Here is a 19,402-nt window from a genome sequence, read left to right on the forward strand (position 1 = left end):
AAGGTCACCGTTGGCGGTAACCACGCGACATTCATACCAAGTGTCTACATTCGCTTGACGGCTTTCGTCATGCAGGCTCAGCGCTCATGCATTTGCATCACGCTCCAGTCGACGAGCTCCTGTGCCAGGCTGTCGGCAGCCGTGCCGAAGGCATCGACCACATGCTCGATGGACTCGCTGTCGGCCTGCTGGTAGTGGAGAAAGCGCTGGCTGGCCAGCAGACGCTGAGTGCGGGCATCGATCAGCCTGGCTTCGAGACGAATGACCGCTGTGGGACGGCCGCTACGGTACTCGCTGTGAAAGCTGCGCAAGTCGCTGTGCAGCTCCACGTCGGCGGTGGCGCCGCTGTCCTCGTGTACCACGCCGCGTAGCCGGCCATCGTCATGGAAAGCGTCGAGTAGCCGATCGCGGAGCAATAGCGGCATGGCGTCGGCCCAGCGTGCGCCGGCGTATACCTGAGGGCGGTTGGGCTGCGGTACGACGAGAATCCGCGTGCCATCGAGCAGCCCGCTGGCGCGCGGCGTGGCCAGGCGCAGGGTGGCGTCCACCTGGGCGGCCGAGGAAGGTGCAGATGCCAGTGTCTGAGCCGGCAGATCGTAGAAGGCGACCGGCGTGCGTTCCGGCACGAATTGGCAGCCGCCGAGCGCCAGGGCCACTGCCAACGAGACGAGCCAGGACAAACGCGGGCGATACCTCATGGGCTGAACTCCTCGACGCGGTCGCGTCCCAGCAGGAAGTTACGGGGATTCTCCTCCAGGCGGCGCACGATGCGATTGAGAGAGGAGAGGGTATTGCGCAGTTCGATGGTGGCCGGCCCCAGGCCCTGCACGCCGCGCATTCCGCTTTCGAGAGCGCCCTGGTTGTCCGCCAGGAGCTCCTCGAGACTCTGCGCCGTACGAGACAGGCTGGCCGTGAGCTGGCGAGTATCGATCAAGATGCCCTCGGCATGGCCCTGCATCATGCCGCCGGTGCGGGTGGCCAGGGCGCGGAATTCGGACAGGGCGCGGGCGGCTTCCCGTGAAACTTCCTCCATGCTCTCGGCGAGCCGAACCGGGGCATCGCCGATGGCGGCTAGCTGGCCGGTGGTGCGCTCCAGATTGGCCAGGATCCGCTCCACGCTCTCCACGTTGTCTTCCGACAGCACCGCCTCCAGCCGCGACAGCACGCGATTGACGTTGCCCAGCAGCTCTTCGCTGTCGCTGAGCAGGGCGCCCAGCGGCGACTGATCGGCGACGATGCGCGCCGGTCGCTCGCCGCGGGCGATCAGCAGCGGGCTCTCGGGCGCGCCGCCTTGCAACTGGATCGACATGCTGCCGGTGATGTTGGCCAGTGCCAGGCGCGCCCGGGTGTCCTGGCGAATCGGCACCTGGCTCTCGACGCGAATGAGGGCCAAGACGTTGCGCGGGTCGGTCGGGTCGAGACGCAGCTCCACGACGTCACCGACCCTGACGCCGCTGTATTCGACGGCGTTGCCCTCCGACAGGCCGCTGACGCCGTGGTTGAACAGCACTTCGTAATGGGTGTAGGCCTGGGCGCGGGTGCTCTGGTTGAGCCACAGGGCGAACAGCACGCCGCCGACGACTGTCAGCACGACGAACAAGCCGATCACGACATGGTGCGCGCGGGTTTCCATCAGCGTCGTTCCCCCTCTGGTGATATGGAGTGCTGCGCCGACTGGCTGGCTGCCCGACCTCTGGGACCATGGAAATAGTCGCGTATCCAGGGGTCGTCGGTGGCTTCCACCACCGACAGCGTATCGGCCACCAGTACACGCTTCTCGGCGATGACGGCGACCCGGTCGCAGCTCGAGTACAGCGTATCGAGATCGTGGGTGACCAGAAAGACGCTGAAGCCCAGCGCATCGCGCAGAGTCACCAGCAGACGGTCGAAAGCGGCGGCCCCGATGGGGTCGAGACCGGCCGTGGGTTCGTCGAGGAACAGCACTTCCGGATCGAGGGCCAAAGCGCGAGCCAGTGCGGCGCGCTTGATCATGCCGCCGGAGAGCGCCGCCGGGTCGAGCCGGGCGGCATCCGCAGGCAGTCCCGCCAGGGCGAGTTTGACCCGCGCCAGGCGTTCGGCATCGGCACGCGACAGGCCGGCATGTTCGATCAGCGGCAGAGCGACGTTCTCCTGCAGATTGAGCGAGGAAAACAGGGCGCCGCGTTGGAACAGCACGCCGAAGCGACGTTCGATACTGGCACGACGGTTAGCAGGTAGACGCTGCAACTCTTCGCCGAAGACGCGAATGGAGCCACCGTCGGGACGCTTGAGGCCGACGATACTGCGCAGCAGTACCGACTTGCCGGTGCCGGAGCCACCCACCACGCCGAGTATCTCGCCGCGCCGTATGTCCAGATCGAGGCCGTCGTGCACCACGTGCCGGCCGAAGCGGTTGACCAGGCCGCGGATCTCGACGATGGGCTCCGAGCCGCGCGTCACCAGCCCATCTCCATGAAGAACAGCGCAGCCAGGGCGTCGAGCAGGATCACCATGAAGATCGACTGCACCACGCTGGAGGTGGTGTGCTCGCCCACCGACTGGGCGCTGGCCTCGGTCTTGAACCCTTCCAGACAGCCGATCACGGCGATCACGAAGGCGAACAGCGGTGCCTTGGCGATGCCCACCAGGAAGTGTCCCAGGGGAATGTCGCGCTGCACGATGGCGAGGAACTGGGCAAAGGAGATGTCCAGCGCCATGGCGCATACCAGTGCGCCGCCGAACATGCCGCAGAGCATGCCGATCAGGGTCAGGATCGGCAGGCTCACGGTCATGGCCAGTACCCGCGGCAGCACCAGCAGCTCCATGGGATCGAGCCCCTGAGCGCGCAGCGCATCGAGCTCCTCGTTGGCCTTCATCGAGCCGATCTGGGCGGTGAAGGCGCTGGCGGTACGCCCGGCCAGCAGGATGGCGGCGAGAAGCACGCCGAATTCGCGCAGAAAGGCGTAGGCGACCAGATTCACCGTGTAGATGGTGGCACCGAAGTCGCGCAGCACCGTAGCGCCCAGAAACGCCACCACCGCGCCCACCAGAAAGGTGAGCAGGGCGACGATGGGAATGGCGTTGAGTCCGGTCTGCTGTACGTGCGCCACCAGCGAGGTGAGGCGCCAGCGCCAGGGGGTAAACAGCGTGGCGAGCAGCGTGCTCAGGGTCAAGCCGATGAAAGCGATCAACTGGAGTTGCTGACGGGCGAGCTGCTCGACTATCTGCCCCAGACTGGCCAAGGCCGCCAATGGAGCCGGCCGAGGTACGGGAGGCGGTAGCGGGTTGGTGCGCGAGGCTTCTGCCACCGCCGCGAGCAATGCCTGACGCTCCGAGGACAGGCCAGGGGCCCACTGGGCGACCTCGAGCACGGCGTCGGGGCCCAGCAGGTCGACCAGCAGCGAGGCGCCTGAGGTGTCCAGCTCGCCGAGCTTGGTCAAATCGACCGAGTCGGCTTCGTGTACCCGCGCTACGGCGTCCCTGAGCCTGGCATAGTGCGGCAGGGTCCAGTCGCCCACGGCGCTGAGGCGGTGGGCCTGCTGTTCCAGCATGCCGGGACGGGAAGCGGTTTCGGGCATGGTGAGTGGTTCTTCTCTCCCAGAACAATGGCACCCGAAGGCAATCTCACCATCACTATATCGTCATACGCCGTTAGGCGACAGCGGCGCTGGGTCAGCCGTTGCCGTGCTCGAGCTCGCCGAGAATGCGACGTGCCACTTCCTTCAGCCGCGGCCCCAGGTTGTCGACCATGATCGAATGACCCAGCCGATGGGCGGCACCGCCACAGTTGATCGCCATGACTTCGGCACCGTCCTCGAGCACCAGAGGCGTTGCGACGGCACTGATCTGCGACTGCCAGTCGCCTTCGGAAAGGCAGAAGCCGTAGCGGGCGTAATCCTCCTGGCTGCGCCTGATACCCTTTTCCAGCGCCGGCCAGTCGGCACCGTGGGCTCTGGCCAGATCCGCCATGACCGCTTCACGACGGGACTCGGAAAGACCGCAGAGCCAGGCGCGCCCGATGGCAGTGGTCGCCATCGGCAAGCGCGAACCGACGTCGAGCCGCACGATCAGTGGGCCGCTGCCATGGCAGCTCTCGATGTACACCATCTCGGTCTTGTCGGCCGCTCCCAGGCTGACGTTGCAGTCCGTGGCCTCGGCGAACTGCTGCATGAAGGGGCGGGCGATTTCGCGGATGCCCTGGCTGGCCAGGAAGCGGTAGCCCAGGGCCAGGATGCCGGGCCCCAGGCGGTATTTCTCCAGCCGCGTGTTGTGGCGTAGATAGCCGAGCTGCGTCAGCGTATAGGTCAGCCGCGACACCGTGGGCCGGGGAATTCCGGTGCGGCTGGATAGTTCGGCATTACCGAGATACTCCTCACCGGGGGCGAAGGCGCGCAGCAGTTCAAGTCCGCGGGCCAGGGCAGTGACGAAGTTGCGGTCCTTGGTCGATGGGGCGTCGTCTTCCAGCGGGGCGGGCTTGTTCATGGCGGTTCCCTGTCGCGAAATCGTTTGGTGGAGTATCGCATATTGCTCCGGGCGGGTGCGTTGGCGGCGCCGGCCCGGGGCGGCGTAGCGATCAGCCGTTGATTCTTTCGATGATGCAGGCGATGCCTTGCCCGACGCCGATGCACATGGTGACCAGCGCGTAGCGGCCACCGCCGGCTTCGAGCTGGCGCAGGGCGGTGAGGGCCAGGCGAGCCCCGGAAGCTCCCAACGGGTGACCGATGGCAATGGCCCCGCCGTTGGCATTGAGTCGGCTGTCGTCGGGGTCGAGTCCGAGCTGCTGGGCGCAGCCCAGCACCTGCACGGCAAAGGCCTCGTTGATCTCGATCACGTCCATCTCCGCGAGGGTCAGGCCGGCGCGCTGAAGCGCCTTGCGGCTGGCCGGCACCGGCCCCAGTCCCATCACCCGCGGAGGTACCCCGGCCACGGCGCTGGCCACGATACGCGCCCGCGGAGCCATGCCCGCACGCTCGCCGGCGGCCAGGCTACCGACGATCAGTGCTGCGGCGCCGTCGTTGAGGCCAGAGGCGTTGCCGGCAGTGACCACGCCGCCTTCGAACAGAGAGCCGAGCCGGGCCAGTTTGTCGACGTCGGTGCCCGGGCGTGGGTGCTCGTCTCTATCCACCGTCAGCGGCGGCTGCTTGCGCCCCTGGGGAACCTCTATGGTCAGCAGCTCGTTGTTGTAGAAGCCGTCGGACTGCGCCTTGGCGTAACGCGCCTGTGAGCGGGCGGCGAAGAGGTCGCTCGCCTCGCGGCCGATGTCCAGGTCGTGAGCCACGTTGTCGGCGGTCTCGGGCATGCTGTGGCTGCCGTACTCGCGGGCCAGCCAGGGGTTGGGAAAGCGCGAGCCGATCACGGTGTCGTAGAGCGGCTGATTGCGGGCGAAGGGCGACTCCGCCTTGCCCAGCACGTAGGGCGCCCGCGACATCGACTCCACGCCGCCGGCCAGGAACAGTTCGCCCTCGCCGAGTCGGGTCGCCCGGGCGGCATCGATCACCGCGGCCAGGCCGCTGCCGCACAGGCGATTGAGCGTCTGGGCCGCCACCTCGACTGGCAGGCCGGCCAGCAGCCCCGCGTGACGGGCCACGTTGCGCGAGTCCTCGCCGGCCTGGTTGGTGCAGCCGGCCAACACTTCTTCGTAGGCCTCTGCTGCAAAGTCGTTGCGTTCGACCAGCGCCTTCAGCACATGTCCCAGCAGGTCGTCGGGGCGCACCACAGCCAGGCTGCCGCCGTGGCGGCCGAAGGGGGTGCGCAGTCCGTCATAGATATAAGCGTCTTGCATGGTGGCTCCTTGAGGCATCAGGCGGAAGTCAGCGGCAGATCGAGGGTCGCGCGGCGGCGCAGCCAGGGGCTTGCGCGATAGCGGGGATCACCGGTGGCCGCCAGCATGTTGTCGAGAATGGTGAGGATCCGACGGCTGCCGTAGTGGTCGCCCATGGCCAGCGGTCCGTGGGGATAGCCCAGACCCAGCTCCACGGCGCGGTCGATGGTGTTCGGTGCGGCCACGCCCTGTTGCGCGATCTCGCAGCCGACGTTGACGATGCAGGCCACCACCCGCTGCAGCACGAAGCCGTTGCTGTCGTCGAGCACGCTGACCGGTGTGCCGTCATGGGCGAACAGAGCGGCGGCGGCATTGCGGTAAGCCGCATGAGTGGCCGGGGTGACCATCAGGCTTCGACGACCCTCGAGGCCAGCCAGCAGGTCCACGGCCACGCAGTGCTCGGCGGGAAGGCCCAGGCGCAGGGCGCAGGCGGTGGCATCCTCTCCCAGCGGCGCGACCAGGCAGAGCGCCTCGGCCGAGGGTGCCTCACCGCTCTCCACAGGCCAACCCGCAGCGCGTACCAGTTCGCCGAGCCGGCGGCGGGCCTCGTCATCCTCGGCGCCGAGCCACACCGGGCACGGTTCGGCCGGGGGCGGGGGCGTCTCGTCGGGCACCTGGGCCTTGCCTTCCACATACCGGTAGAAGCCTTCGCCCGTCTTGCGTCCTAGCAGGCCGGCCGTGAGGCGCTGACGAGTGAGCGGCGAGGGGCGAAAGCGCGGCTCCTCGTAATACTGGTGGTAGATTGACTCCATGACCGCATGGGAGACGTCGAGCCCGGTGAGGTCGAGCAGGGCGAAGGGCCCCATGCGAAAGCTGCCTTGATCGACCAGGATGCGGTCGATGGTGATGTGATCGGCAATGCGCTCGCCGAGAATGCGCAGCGCTTCGGTGCCGAAGGCACGCCCGGCGTGGTTGACCAGGAAACCCGGGGTGTCGGTAGTGCGCGCGGTGAAGTGCCCCATCGCCTGGCCCAGCGCTTCCACCCGGTCGGCGACGTCGCTGGCGGTGCGCAGCCCCGGAATCACCTCGACGATCTTCATCAGCGGTACCGGGTTGAAGAAGTGGAAGCCGATCACGCGCTGCGGACGTCGACAGGTTGAGGCAATCGCCGTCACCGACAACGACGAGGTGTTGGTGGCGAGTACCGCCTGGTCGTCGAGAATCTCCTCGAGCTGCTCGAACAGCGCCTGCTTGGCTTCGAGCTTTTCGACGATGGCTTCGACGACGATATCGCACCCGGCAAGATCGCCGAGGGTTGCGGCTTCCTTCAGGCTGGCAAGATAGCGCTCGGCCTCGGTCCCGCTCAGGCGCTGCTTATCTACGGCGCGTTGCCACATGCCGCCAACGAACTCCTTCGCCTCGGCGACGGCGCCTTTGCGCAGGTCGTGAAGCATCACGGTCAATCCGGCCTGGGCAGCGATCTGGGCAATACCGCGCCCCATGGCACCGGTCCCTACGATACCCAGCGTCTTGAAGGGCGGGGTCGCTGTTGCGTTCGGCATGAAGAGCTCCTCTGGGAATTACATTGTTCCGCCTTGCGGAACCTTATTTCGTTTATTGACTGCCATCCTAGGCTATGCCACATTCCCTGACAATCAAATGCGGTCTTTAATTCTGCCTGGCGAAATTCTGCCTTGCGAAATAAGGACAGATGCACTCATCAGATTCAAGTGTGTCTCGTCCCGATCAGCCGCCTTCCCTGCGTGAGGACACGTCATGATTCGCGACCCCGAACTGCTCGATCAGCTCATCGATACCATTTCCCGCTTCGTACGCGAGCGCCTGATTCCCAACGAGGCGCGGCTGGCCGAGGAGGATGCCGTGCCGGCGGAGTTGCTGGAGGAGATGAAGGAGATGGGGCTGTTCGGCCTGTCGATCCCGGAGGAGTACGGCGGCCTGGGGCTGACCATGGAGGAGGAAGCGCTGGTGGCGATGGAGATCGGCAAGACCTCGCCAGCCTTCCGTTCGGTCTTCGGCACCAACAACGGCATCGGCGCCCAAGGCATCCTGATCGACGGCACTCCGGAGCAGAAGGCCAAATACGTGCCGCGCCTGGCCACCGGCGAGCTGCTCAGCTCCTTTTGCCTCACCGAGCCCGACGCCGGCTCGGACGCTGCCAGCCTGCGCACCACGGCGGTCCGCGATGGCGATCACTACGTGCTCAACGGCACCAAGCGTTTCATCACCAACGGCCCCGAGGCCGATGTGTTCACCGTCATGGCGCGCACCGATCCGAGCAACAAGGGCGCTGGCGGTATCACCGCCTTCATCGTCGAGGGCGACACTCCGGGGCTGAAGCGCGGCCCGGCGGACAACAAGATGGGTCAGAAGGGCGCGCACACCTGCGACATCATCTTCGAGGATTGCCGGGTACCGGCCGAGAACATCATCGGCGGTGTGGAAGGCAAGGGGTTCAAGACTGCGATGAAGGTGCTCGACCGCGGTCGCCTGCACATCTCGGCGGTGTGCGTGGGCGTGGCCGAGCGGCTGGTCGAGGAGTCGCTCAACTACGCCATCGAACGCAAGCAGTTCGGTGTGCCGCTGGCCGAGCACCAGCTAGTCCAGGCGATGCTCGCCGACAGCAAGACCGAAGCCTACGCCGGCCGTGCCATGGTACTCGACGCCGCGCGACGCAAGGACGCCGGCGAGAACGTCTCGACGCTGGCTTCCTGCTGCAAGCTGTTTTGCGCCGAGATGGTGGGCCGCGTGGCCGACCGGGCGGTTCAGGTGCACGGTGGTGCCGGCTACATGGCGGAGTACGCGGTTGAGCGATTCTATCGCGACGTGCGTCTGTTCCGCATCTACGAGGGTACGACCCAGATCCAGCAGGTAGTGATCGCGCGCAACATGGTGCGGGAGGTGAGCTGATGGCCTCGCTGTCCCGCCAGTCACCCGACGAGGCGATCTTCGGCCGCATGGCAAGCGAGCTGGTAGCCGAACTGCCCGAACGTTTGAGTACTCGGGTGCTGGAGAACGCCGAACGACTGGGCGCCGAGCCGGCGCTTGTCGATGGTGAGATCCGCTGGAGCTACGCCGAGCTGGGCCGTGAGATTCTTGCCGCCGCCGACTGGCTCGACACGCTGGGCATTCGCCCGGGCGATCGCATCATGACGGTGAGCGAGAACAGTCGGGCGCTGGTCACACTGCTGCTGGCAGCCAGCGAGCGAGATGTCTGGGTCGCCATCGTCAACTCGCGCCTGTCGGCCCGGGAGGTCGATGCGATTCGCGACGACTGTCAGCCGCGGCGGGTGTTCTACACCAGCGAAGCCTCGCCGGACGCCGAGGCCCACGGCGAACGTCACGGTGCCGCCGTCCATGAACACCCGGCTCTGGGACGCTTGAGAGTATCGCCGCTGGCACAAGTCGAGGCGGAGTCGGTCGAGGCCGGCGGTGCCGACCAGGTGGCGGCGATGATCTACACCTCGGGTACTACCGGCACGCCCAAGGGGGTGATGCTGACCCACCGTGGCATCCTCCATATCGCCACGCTGTCGGGGGGCATGCGCCACCTGTGCCAGGGCGAACGGGTCTACGGCGTGCTGCCGATGTCCCATGTGTTCGGTCTGTCGTCGGTGTGCATGGGCTCGCTCTACAACGGCGCCTGCCTCTATAGCGTGCCGCGCTTCGACGCCGCCGCCATGCTGACGGCGCTAGAGCATGAGCGCATCACCGTACTGCAGGGCGTACCGGCGATGTTCGCCCGCACGCTCGAGTTTCTGCGTCGCGAAGGCCGAGCGCTGGTGGCCCCCGCGCTGCGCTACATTTCTGCCGGCGGCTCACCCCTCGACGGCGACCTCAAGGGGCGGGTTCAGGCATTGTTCGGCCTCACGCTGCACAACGGCTACGGGCTCACCGAGGCGAGTCCGACCATTAGCCAGACCCGCATCGAGGATCGCTTCGACAGCAATACCGTGGGCCGGGTGTTGCCTCTGCTGGAGTATCGCCTCGTGCCGCTGGATGAGGGCGGCGAGGACGAGCCCGATCACGCCGGCGCGGGTGAGCTGTGGGTGCGCGGTCCCAACGTGATGAAAGGCTACTTTCGTCAGCCTACGGCCACCCGGGCCTGCCTCACCGAGGATGGCTGGCTCAATACCGGTGACATCGCCCGGATCGACGAGGATGCCCAGCTCTACATCGTCGGTCGCAGCAAGGAGTTGATCATCCGTTCCGGCTTCAACATCTATCCCCCCGACGTGGAGGCGGTGATCAACGAACATCCGGACGTCACGCTGTCGGCCGTGGTCGGTCGCCAAGTGGAAGGCGATGAAGAGGTGGTCGCCTTCGTCCAGTGCGAGCCCGGTGCCACGCTCAGCGAAACCGAGCTGCGCGAATTCATCGCCCCGCGGCTGGCGCCATACAAGCGACCCACGCGTCTGATCCTGATGGAGTCGCTGCCGGCCACCGCCAGCGGCAAAATCCTCAAGGGGCGTCTGCGGGACATGGCCGGACGGGGGGGCTCGGCATGAACGAGGCCGAACAGGCACCGCTGATGGGCTATCACGAACTGCTCGGCATGCGGGTGGTGGAGTGGTCGGGGGGAGTCGCCGTGGTGGAGCTGGTGGCCGACAAGCGGCATCTCAATCGCAGCGGCATCGTGCACGGTGGCGTACTGACCTCGATGCTCGACAGCGCCCTGAGTCTCGCCGGACTGTATTGCGACGTTCCCGGGCATGTCCGCCGTGGCATGACGCTGTCGTTGACCACCACCTTCATCGCACCGGCCGGGGCCGGCGTGCTGCGGGCCACCGGTCGAGTGCGCGGCGGTGGGAGCAAGGTGTACCTGGCCAACGGCGAGGTACACGACGCCACTGGCGAGCTGCTGGCCATCGCCGAAGGGGCGTTCCGCCGGCGCAGCGGCAGTGAGTCGCCGCAGGGCTTGCCTGAGTGACCATGGCGCGACTGCGCGCCGGCCTGCTGCTGATCGTTACGCTGGCCACACTTTGGCACCTCGTATTTATCAGCGTCACGCTGCAGGTAGTGGCCGTCATCGCCCTGGTCGCCTACCTGCTCACGCTTCGTGGCCGGCTCTCGGCCATGGCATTCGGCCTGTTATTGGCTGCCGGCATGGTGAGCCTGCTGACGCTATGGCAGTCTGAGACGCCGTCACGGCTATTGTTCGAGGCTGCCGGGCGTTTCGCCTTCTTTGCCACCTTCGTCGTGGCGCTGAGTCTGCTGCGCCTGCCGGCTTACCGCTCGCGCCTCGTACGCCGCTGCGGCACGGCCATGCTGCTGCAGCCACCCGGGCGTCGCTACCCCATCCTCTCCGCCGGCTCGGCGCTGTTCGGCATCATTCTCAACATCGGGGTGCTGAATCTGTTTGCCTGCATGATCGAGAAGAGCAACACCCTGGCAGCGGCCCAGGGGCGCGACTGGGTACGTCGGGTGCGTCAACGGCGCATGATGCTGGCGCTGTTGCGCGGCTTTTCCCTGGCACCGCTAATCTCACCCATGGGCATCGGCGTGGCGGTGGTGCTCTCGAGCCTGCCGGCGCTGCGCTGGATCGATCTTGCACCCTATGTGATCGGCTCGGCACTGCTGATCTTCCTGGTCGGCTGGGGGGTGGATCATCTCACCGGCCCGCATCCCGCTGCTCGTAGCGAAGATACTCCAGCACCCTCACTGGTGCCGCTGGGACAATTCTGTCTGCTGTTGCTCGGCATCGTCTCGCTGGTGTTCGTGCTGGCTTGGGTGCTGGAGCTGCGGTTACCGATTGCCGCTCTGGTTGGTGCGCCAGTCAGCGCGATGGCCTGGCTCGCCTGGCAGCGGCGACGACTCGGCCTGCTGGGCGTGCCCGGCGCCCTGGTCAGCCTGCGCCGTCAACTGCCGTGGCTGGTGGCGCCCATCGGTAACGAGGTGGTGGTGCTGGGGGCGGCGGGCTACCTCGGGCAGCTGTGCGTGGCGCTGGTGCCGGTGGCGAGCCTGGGGCCGCTGCTTAGCGTCATCGAGCCGCTCGGGGCGGCCAATGCGGTGCTGGCCATGCTGCTGGTGGTCGGCCTGGCTCAGGTCGGGGTGAATCCCATCGTGACCGTGACGCTGCTCGTCGGTTTGTTGCCTTCATTGCAGATTGAGGGTCTGACGCCGGCGCTGACCGGCGCCGCCTTGATGGTGGGTTGGGCGCTGGCGCTGATGTCGTCGCCGATGACGGCCTCGATGCTGATCCTGTCACGCTTCACCGGCGTGGCCTCGACCCAGATCGGCTACCGTTGGAACGCGCGCTTCCTGCTGGCCTGCATCCCGCTGCTGGCGGGTTGGTTTCTGTATGCTGCCTGGTGATGGGTTGCGGCAGAACTGAAGAGCAGGAAATGGCCCTGTGGCGCCGCACTCTGGGCAACGCCAATGGCCCCATGCACTTGGGCCATTTGCATTGATGGTCAGCCGATATTCAGGCTGCCGTCAGCCGCTCGCTGACGATCTCCAGGTGATGGTCCACGTCGCCCAGGTGGTGGTCGAACATGATCAGCTGCCGGGCATAGTGGGAGATCCGACACTCTTCGGTCATGCCCATGGCGCCGTGGAGCTGAATCGCCTGCTCGGCGACGAAGCGAGCGGCCTCGCCGCAGTAGGCCTTGGCAGCGGAAACACGGTAGTCGCGCTCGCCGGCGGGGCGTTCGAGACTGGTGGCGGCGAGAATCGCCATCGAACGCGCCTGCTCCAGGTTCAGGTGCATGTCGACCATGCGATGCTGCAGCACCTGGAAGCCGGCCAGCGGGGCGCCGAACTGCCGGCGCTCCTTGAGATAGGCCAGCGTCTGGTCGCAGGCGGCCTGCATGGCGCCCACTGCCTCGGCGCAAAGCGCCGCACGCCCCAGTGCCAGGGCGGCGTCGAGGGTATCGCTGGCGTCATCGCCGAGGCGGGCGTCGTGAGGCAGAAGTACGCCGGTCAGCTGTATGTCGCTGGCCGTCCGGTCGTCGAGGGTGGTGTAGTCGCGCCGCGCAAGACCCCGGCTGTCGTTCGGCACCAGGAAGGCCCCCAGCAAGCCGTCGTCGAGCCTGGCCGTGACCACCAGCGCATCGGCCGCAGCGGCGGCCATCACCCCCTGCTTGCTACCGTCGAGCACCCAGCCGTCCGCCTGGCGCCGGGCACGGGTGCTGATGGCGTGCGCGTCGTAGCGGGCTGCGGTTTCCTGCCACGCCAGCGTCATGCGGTATTCACCGCCTAGCAATGGGCTCAGCCAGCGCTCGCGCTGCGCCGAGTTCGCCAGCCGGGCCAGCAGGGTGCCGGGCAGCAGCAGCCCGGCCACGTAGGGCTCCCGCACCAGGCCGCGGCCGAATGCCTGCATCACGATCGTCACGTCGATGCCATCGCCGCCCAGGCCGCCGACGTGCTCGGCGAAGGGCAACTGCAACAGGCCCAGTTCGGCAAAGGTATGCCACAGGGTGATGGGAGCGGCGTCGCCAACGCTGTCTGAATCGGCGACCAGGCGCTCCAGGGTGTCGGCGAGCATGCGTTGCTCGTCGCTGTAGGAAAAATCCATGGGGGCTCCTTGCAGGCCGACCGGTTACATACCGAGCAGCGTCTTGGCGACGATGCTCTTCTGAATCTCGTTGCTGCCGCCGTAGATCGAGAGCTTGCGCCGGTTGAGGTACTGGGCGCCGGCGGCCGCGTATTCGGCACGCTCCGGCTCCAGCGCTTCGTCGCCGTAGAGAAAGCCTGGGAAGAAGGGCAGCGCCTCCGGCCCCAGGGCACGGCGGGTCAGCTCGCTCAGCTCCTGACGCAGCTCCGAGCCGCGCACCTTGAGCAGCGAGCTCACGGCGCCGGGTACAGCGCCGTCGCGGGCACTGGCGAGTACGCGCAGGTGGGTGACTTTCAGCGCCATCAGCTCGAGTTCGGCCTTGACCATGCGCTGGCGAAAGCTCGGCAGTTCGAGCAGCGGGCGTCCGCGGTGGCGGATCTGGCCCGCCAGCGTCTTGAGATGGCGCAGCGCCTGCTTGGCGTGGCCGAGGCCGGCGATGCCGGTGCGCTCATGGGTGAGCAGGAACTTGGCGCAGGTCCAGCCCTGGCCCTCCTCGCCGATGCGATTGGCCACCGGCACCCGGACCTCGTCGAGGAACACTTCGTTGACCTCGTGGGCGCCGTCCAGGGTCACGATGGGGCGCACGCTGATGCCGGGGCTCTGCATGTCGATCAGCAGGAAGCTGATGCCGGCCTGCTTCTTGGCTTCGGGATCGGTGCGTACCAGGCAGAACATCATGTTGGCGTACTGACCCAGAGTGGTCCAGGTCTTCTGGCCGCTGACGATGTAGTGATCGCCGTCGCGTACCGCACGGGTACGCAGGCTGGCCAGGTCGGAGCCGGCGCCAGGTTCGGAATAGCCCTGACACCACCAGTCCTGGTTGGCAAGAATGCGCGGCAGGTAATGGCGCTGCTGCGCCTCGCTGCCGAACTTCATTATTACCGGGGCGACCATGCTGACGCCGAAGGGCACTACTGTCGGCGCATGGGCCGAGGCGCTCTCCTCGTCGAAGATGTGTCGCTCCACCGGCCCCCAGCCCGGGCCGCCATGCTCGCGTGGCCAGCCGGCGGCAAGCCAGCCGCGCCGACTGAGCACGTTCTGCCAGCGCAGGTGATCGTCGGCGGAGAGCCGCCGGCCCAGGCGCACGCGCTCACGGATGTCGTCGGGCAGCTCGGCGGCGAGGAACTCACGGACTTCGCGGCGAAAAGCCTGCTCCTCTGGGGTGAAGTCGAGGTTCATGAGGCACGCTCCGCACCTACGGCCTGGCTGGCCTGGCGGTGGGGGCCGCCCAGGTGGCGAGGATAGCCGAGCACCTCGATGGCGAGCAGATCGATATCGCTTTCGCGATAGGCCCAGCTGCGTTCGGCCAGCATCAGACTCGCCGCCTCCATGGCCGTCCGGGGATTGGCGGCATCGTCGCCTACTGCCTTGGCCAGTGTCGCCAGCAGGCTACCGTGACGGCTGACCACAACGGGTAGCCGCAGCGCCTTGAGTGCATTGGCCGCGGCCTGTTGCTGCTCGGCACTGGCACGCAGCGCCACCAGCTCCGCCATGCTGCTATCTGCCTGAATCAGCGCCAGGTCGGCGTCCGCGGCATCGAGCTCTTGAGCTTCCTCGGGCGTCAAAAGGACGATCTTCAGGCAGGTTCCGGCGCAGCTCTTTGCATAGCTCTTTGTGTAAGCCGAGGCGGCGCCAGGGGCGACCAGGCAGGCCTGGGTATTGGTATCCGGCGTCGATGTAAATTCGATGCCGGCTTGCTCGGCCTTGCTGCTCAGGCGCTCGAACAGCGGATGCGTACCGAGCAGGGCGAGGCGGGTCAGCGCCGCTGCCTCGCCGGTGTCGGGCACCTTGTGCGGAGCGCGGGCGGCGAAGAAGGCGTGGATCAGCCCGGCACGCTGAGGCGAATCCATGCAGGCGAAGAACAGCTCACGCTCGCGTCGCAGACCATCGACCAGACTGCCTTCACTGCTCAAGGCAACCGCTTCGACACAGCGGAAGGGGGAGTAGAGCTCCGGCACCTCGCTTTCCAGTTGGGTCCGGTAGCGCTCGATGGCGGCCGGATCGGCAGTGGGAGGCGGCAACTCCCCGGTGACCCGCGGCGTAAGTTTGCCGGCCAGGACGTCACGCGCCGCCGCCAGGCCCACCTCGAGCGGGTCCTCAGCGTCTACCACGGCGTCGACGATGCCCAGGGCGAGTGCCTCGTCGGCATCGGCAAAGCGGCCGCTGGTGATCAGGTCGAGGGCCGCCTCGACGCCGGTCAGGCGTGGCAGTCGCTGGGTACCGCCGGCGCCCGGCAGTAGCCCCAGCTTGACCTCGGGCAGGCCCACCCTGGTCCCGGGCAGGGCCACGCGCAGCTGGCAGCCCAGCGCCACCTCGAGCCCACCGCCCAGTGCGGTGCCGTGCAGTACGGCAACGATGGGTTTGCGGCTGGCTTCGAAGGCGGCGATCACCTCCGGCAGAATCGGCGCCTGGGGCGGCTTGCCGAACTCGCGAATGTCGGCACCGGCAATGAAGGTACGGCCGCGAGCGAGGAGCACCAGCACCCGGGCCTCGCTATCCTCGTTGCCCCGGGCGACTGCCACCATCAGGCCCTGACGGACGGCCTGGCCCAGGGCGTTGACCGGCGGATTGTCGATGGTGATCACGCCGATGTCGTCATGGCGCTGGTAGCTGACCGGAGTCGTCATGGGGCATGGCTCTCAGTGGCTGATAGAAGAGTAAGCGTATCGCGCATCGTCAGGCTCATGAATCGATGGGGGGCGTCAGGGTCGCCGAACGTGGCCGCGCCAGGTGCTGACTCCACCGCGCCAGCAGGACGGCGGGCACCAGCGCAGCGAGGGCGAAGGCGAACAGCTCGAGCTGGCTGAGCGGCACCATACCGCCGCCGGGCAGAGCGAACAGCAGTCCTGCCACCAGCACCAGGCCGCGGGTGACGGTTTCACTCACGGCGCCGATGCCGAGACGGCCCACGCCGATGAGATAGCCCTGCATGGCGGAGGCGAACAGCACGATGCCGATCAGCGCCTGGACGAAGACCAGCCCGATCTGCAGCGGCTCGCCCTGCATGATCAGCGCCGGATTGAGCACGAACAGGAAGGGGATGAAGTAGATCACGCTGCCCAGGCGCATGGCCTGCAGCCCGGTGGCCATGGGGCGCGCGCCGGCCACGGTGGCGGCGGCGAAGGCACCGAGCGCCACGGGCGGGGTGATGAAGCTGAGCATGCCCCAGTAGAGTATGAACATGTGCACCGCCATGGGGTCGAGACCGCCGCCCTGGATCAGCGCCGGAGCCAGGGCCACGGCGAGGAAGATGTAGGCCGCGGTGACGGTCATGCCGATGCCGAGCACGAAACTGGTCAGCGCCCCCATGATCAGCAGCAGCGGCACGCTGCCGCCGGCGATGTGGATGAAGTCGTTGGCGATGGTGCCGGAGAGGCCGGTCATCGACAGTGCACCCACCAGCATGCCGACACCGGCCAGGATGGCGATCAGCTCGGCGAACAGCTTGGCCGCCGAGGAGAGCGCTTCGCCGATCTCGCGCCAGCCCCAGCGGTTGCGGCGCGAGAACTGGTTGAGCACCAGCAGCAGCGCGGTAGCGTAGAAGGGCGCCACCGCCTCGCGCTGCATCACCAGCAGCATCCATACCAGCAGGGCGAAGACGAAGATGAAGTACCAGCCCTGCTTGAGGGTCTGCACCAGCGAAGGCAGCTCGACCGCCGGTAGCCCCTTGATGTCGTGGCGCGCAGCGTAGGCATCGATCTGGATGAACAGACCGAGGAAATACAGAATCGAGGGGATGATGGCCGCTAATGCCACGGCGGAATAGGGCACGTCGAGGAACATCGCCATGACGAAGGCGGTGGCGCCCATCACCGGCGGCATCAGCACCCCGCCGGTGGAGGCGCAGGCTTCCACCCCGCCGGAGAACGAGCGACCCATACCGATGCGGCGCATGGCGGGAATCGACAGTACGCCGGTGGTCAGCACGTTGCTGATCACGCTGCCGCTCATCGAGCCCATCAGGCCGCTGGAGAAGATCGAGACCTTGGCCGGCCCGCCGCGCACGTGCCCCAGCAGAGAGAAGGCCAGGTCGATGAAGAACTTGCCGCCGCCGCTCTTCTGCAGCACCACGCCGAATACGAGGAAGCCGATCACCAGGCCGGCGAAGGCTTGCAGCGGTACGCCCATGATGCTCTCGGTGCTCATGGTGTGGTACATGGCGGTCTCCTCCAGAGTGGAGGGGAACGCCTGGATCGGCCCTGGCACGATGTCGGCGACCAGTGGATAGAGCGAGAAGGCGGCTACGATCACCGCGATGGGCCAGCCACCGGCGCGCCGGGCCGCCTCGACGATCAGCAGCCACCAGGCGTAGCTGGCCATGATGGCGGTATCCGGCGCGGCGAAGGCCCAGCCGCGTTCGAGGATCGACTCGGCGTGATAGACGAAGTACCCGCCGACGACCAGCGTGGCCAGGCTCAGCGCGTAGTCATACCAAGGGATCGGGCGATGCTGGAGCGATGGTGCAGCAGGCCACAGCAGATAGACCAGCGGCAGCAACAGTGCCACCACGGCATAGTAGAACTGGGTCTCCAGCCCGGTGACGAAGCGCAGCCAGCCGAGGTTGAACAGGTAGTCCAGCGTCATCGCCATCAGTACCACGGTCACCGCGCCGGGGATCCAGCGCAGCGCGACCGGCAGCGTACGGATGTGGGTGACCTTTTCCTTCAGCTGGCGCGTCGATTCGTTAGGGGCGTTAGGTGTGGTCATGGAGGCGTCCGTGAATCGGGAAAGGGGCGGCAGGGCCGCCCCGAGAACGGGCTCAGGCCCCAGCTCACTCGAAGACCGGGTCGAGGCCAGCCTCGCGCAGCGCTTCGGCGCGAGCCTGCATCCAGGCTGCCTCGAACGCCTCTTCGCCGTCGGGGGCATCGCCGAGGAAGTCGTTCCAGGTGGCAAGCAGCAGCTCCTGGCGTTCCACCAGTGCCTCCTGATGCGCCTGCATCTCTTCGGTCCAGACGCCGATCTCCTCGTAGTACGCCACTACCGCATCGTGGAACGGCACGACCCACTGCAGATCCTGGTACTCGAAGGCGTACCCCACGGCACCGGGGGCGGCATCCTTGTAGTCGTCGTAGTTGTCCTGCAGCGCCTTGATCAGGCCATAGGCGACGTTGTCGTCGAGATCCTGATTGGCCACCACGATCGGATAGGGGTAGCTGGCGCTGGGTACCGGATTGTCGGCGCTCACGTTGCCGGCCCCGGCGGTGACCTCATGGGGGCGGAAGTAGGGCGCCACCGCCATCATGCGCTCCCACCCCTCGGCGTCGTTGGGGTCGAGCACCGGCCAGCTGATGCCGCGCGGACTGCTGGCGAGCTGCTGTGCCGGCGGTGTGACGGTGGTGGTGAAGGAGGCGTCCACGTTGCCGGCGATGATGCCGTCGAAGGAGCGGGCATAACCGGGGAAGTCGACGCGCTCGACGTCGTCCCAGGTCAGGCCGCCGAAGGCCAGATAGGCTTCGGTGCCCTTGTTCAAGGCGTCGTCACCGCGGATGTAGGCGATGCGCTTGCCGGCCAGGTCGGCCGGGGTCTCGACGCCGAGGTCACCGGCAACGGCCAACGAGAGACCGAATGAGGCGGTGGAGGTGGTGATCACGCGGATTGGTTGGGGGCCCCACTCGCGGTTGGCGAACATCATGACGCCTTCGGCCCCGTAGTAGCTGGCGATGCCGCAGGCGCAAAGATCGACGCGCCCCTGCTTGAGCGGAGTCATGCGCGAAACGTCGTTGTCGCCGGGCAGGATGCGCACCGAGGTGCCGTAGTGATTCTGCAGCATGTTGCCGATGGCCACGGCCTGGGCATAGCCACTGGAGTTGGTGCCGTAGGCGGTCCAGGCCATGGTGCGAGGAAGTTCGACCTCGCTGGCCTGTGCCACAGCGGCGGAGAGCAGCGAGAGCGGAAGCGCCGCGAGGACGAGTGAGCGGGACAGCTGGCGCATAGGGGACTCCTGTGCGGTGAATGGTTGTTGTTTTGCTATGCGGTATTTAATTCCGAAACTGCAACCGATACTAGAAAGCCGACAGGTCGGTGTCAACGAATGCGAGAGCATCGCCTGAGGGTGAGCTTCCGCTACGCGAAACCGACCTGTGGATGAC

General features: G+C 66.8%; 16 protein-coding genes. 4 read left to right on the top strand and 12 right to left on the bottom strand.

Annotated elements, in window-relative coordinates; genetic code table 11:
* Positions 1-77: 77 nt before the first annotated feature.
* The 7 genes from HOP53_RS03820 to HOP53_RS03850 form a co-directional block, all read right to left on the bottom strand.
* Positions 78-698: an ABC-type transport auxiliary lipoprotein family protein gene (locus tag HOP53_RS03820; protein WP_234268761.1), complete on the bottom strand. Its 621-nt coding sequence runs from the start codon at positions 696-698 to the stop codon at positions 78-80.
* Positions 695-1,633, bottom strand: coding sequence for an MlaD family protein (locus HOP53_RS03825; RefSeq protein ID WP_234268762.1), 939 nt, complete (start codon positions 1,631-1,633; stop codon positions 695-697). The genes HOP53_RS03820 and HOP53_RS03825 overlap by 4 nt, the downstream gene beginning before the upstream one ends.
* Positions 1,633-2,439: an ABC transporter ATP-binding protein gene (locus HOP53_RS03830; protein WP_234268763.1), complete on the bottom strand. Its 807-nt coding sequence runs from the start codon at positions 2,437-2,439 to the stop codon at positions 1,633-1,635. The genes HOP53_RS03825 and HOP53_RS03830 overlap by 1 nt, the downstream gene beginning before the upstream one ends.
* The gene (locus HOP53_RS03835) at positions 2,436-3,557 is read right to left on the bottom strand and encodes an MlaE family ABC transporter permease (RefSeq protein WP_422677589.1); all 1,122 of its coding nucleotides are present in this window, start codon (positions 3,555-3,557) and stop codon (positions 2,436-2,438) included. The genes HOP53_RS03830 and HOP53_RS03835 overlap by 4 nt, the downstream gene beginning before the upstream one ends.
* 94 nt (positions 3,558-3,651) lie before the next feature.
* On the bottom strand, positions 3,652-4,461 hold the full coding sequence (locus tag HOP53_RS03840; protein ID WP_234268764.1) for an IclR family transcriptional regulator: 810 nt from the start codon (positions 4,459-4,461) through the stop codon (positions 3,652-3,654).
* Between the two features lie 91 nt (positions 4,462-4,552).
* Positions 4,553-5,761 (bottom strand): 3-oxoadipyl-CoA thiolase, encoded by a 1,209-nt coding sequence (locus HOP53_RS03845; protein WP_234268765.1) that lies wholly within the window; start codon positions 5,759-5,761, stop codon positions 4,553-4,555.
* 17 nt (positions 5,762-5,778) lie between these two features.
* Positions 5,779-7,302 carry a 3-hydroxyacyl-CoA dehydrogenase gene (locus HOP53_RS03850; protein WP_234268766.1) on the bottom strand — a complete coding sequence of 508 codons (1,524 nt, stop codon included), beginning with the start codon at positions 7,300-7,302 and terminating at the stop codon, positions 5,779-5,781.
* A 214-nt stretch (positions 7,303-7,516) separates the two neighbouring features.
* Here HOP53_RS03850 and HOP53_RS03855 point away from each other — a divergent pair, with 214 nt between their 5' ends.
* The 4 genes from HOP53_RS03855 to HOP53_RS03870 are packed head-to-tail and all read left to right on the top strand — an operon-like array spanning position 7,517 to position 12,073.
* Complete coding sequence (locus tag HOP53_RS03855) at positions 7,517-8,668, top strand: acyl-CoA dehydrogenase family protein (protein WP_234268767.1); 1,152 nt, start codon at positions 7,517-7,519, stop codon at positions 8,666-8,668.
* A complete protein-coding gene (locus HOP53_RS03860) occupies positions 8,668-10,266 on the top strand; it encodes a class I adenylate-forming enzyme family protein (RefSeq protein ID WP_234268768.1) in 1,599 nt (532 codons plus the stop codon). The genes HOP53_RS03855 and HOP53_RS03860 overlap by 1 nt, the downstream gene beginning before the upstream one ends.
* Entirely contained in the window at positions 10,263-10,688 is a 426-nt protein-coding gene (locus HOP53_RS03865) for a PaaI family thioesterase (protein ID WP_234268769.1), read from the top strand. Before HOP53_RS03860 ends, HOP53_RS03865 begins: the two co-directional genes overlap by 4 nt.
* Before the next feature lie 2 nt (positions 10,689-10,690).
* The gene (locus HOP53_RS03870; protein ID WP_234268770.1) at positions 10,691-12,073 is read left to right on the top strand and encodes a hypothetical protein; all 1,383 of its coding nucleotides are present in this window, start codon (positions 10,691-10,693) and stop codon (positions 12,071-12,073) included.
* 109 nt (positions 12,074-12,182) lie between these two features.
* Here HOP53_RS03870 and HOP53_RS03875 read toward each other — a convergent pair whose 3' ends face one another.
* From HOP53_RS03875 to HOP53_RS03895, 5 genes are all read right to left on the bottom strand, one after another.
* Complete coding sequence (locus HOP53_RS03875; protein ID WP_234268771.1) at positions 12,183-13,274, bottom strand: acyl-CoA dehydrogenase family protein; 1,092 nt, start codon at positions 13,272-13,274, stop codon at positions 12,183-12,185.
* A 24-nt stretch (positions 13,275-13,298) separates the two neighbouring features.
* Positions 13,299-14,492, bottom strand: a complete 1,194-nt coding sequence (locus HOP53_RS03880; RefSeq protein ID WP_234268772.1) for an acyl-CoA dehydrogenase family protein — start codon at positions 14,490-14,492, stop codon at positions 13,299-13,301.
* A complete protein-coding gene (locus HOP53_RS03885; protein ID WP_234268773.1) occupies positions 14,489-15,940 on the bottom strand; it encodes an enoyl-CoA hydratase/isomerase family protein in 1,452 nt (483 codons plus the stop codon). The genes HOP53_RS03880 and HOP53_RS03885 overlap by 4 nt, the downstream gene beginning before the upstream one ends.
* Positions 15,941-15,995: 55 nt before the next feature.
* Positions 15,996-18,020 carry a TRAP transporter permease gene (locus HOP53_RS03890; protein WP_234268774.1) on the bottom strand — a complete coding sequence of 675 codons (2,025 nt, stop codon included), beginning with the start codon at positions 18,018-18,020 and terminating at the stop codon, positions 15,996-15,998.
* A 64-nt stretch (positions 18,021-18,084) separates the two neighbouring features.
* Complete coding sequence (locus HOP53_RS03895) at positions 18,085-19,245, bottom strand: TAXI family TRAP transporter solute-binding subunit (RefSeq protein ID WP_234268775.1); 1,161 nt, start codon at positions 19,243-19,245, stop codon at positions 18,085-18,087.
* Positions 19,246-19,402: the final 157 nt, after the last annotated feature.

Source organism: Billgrantia ethanolica, assembly GCF_021404305.1.
Lineage (GTDB): Bacteria > Pseudomonadota > Gammaproteobacteria > Pseudomonadales > Halomonadaceae > Halomonas > Halomonas ethanolica.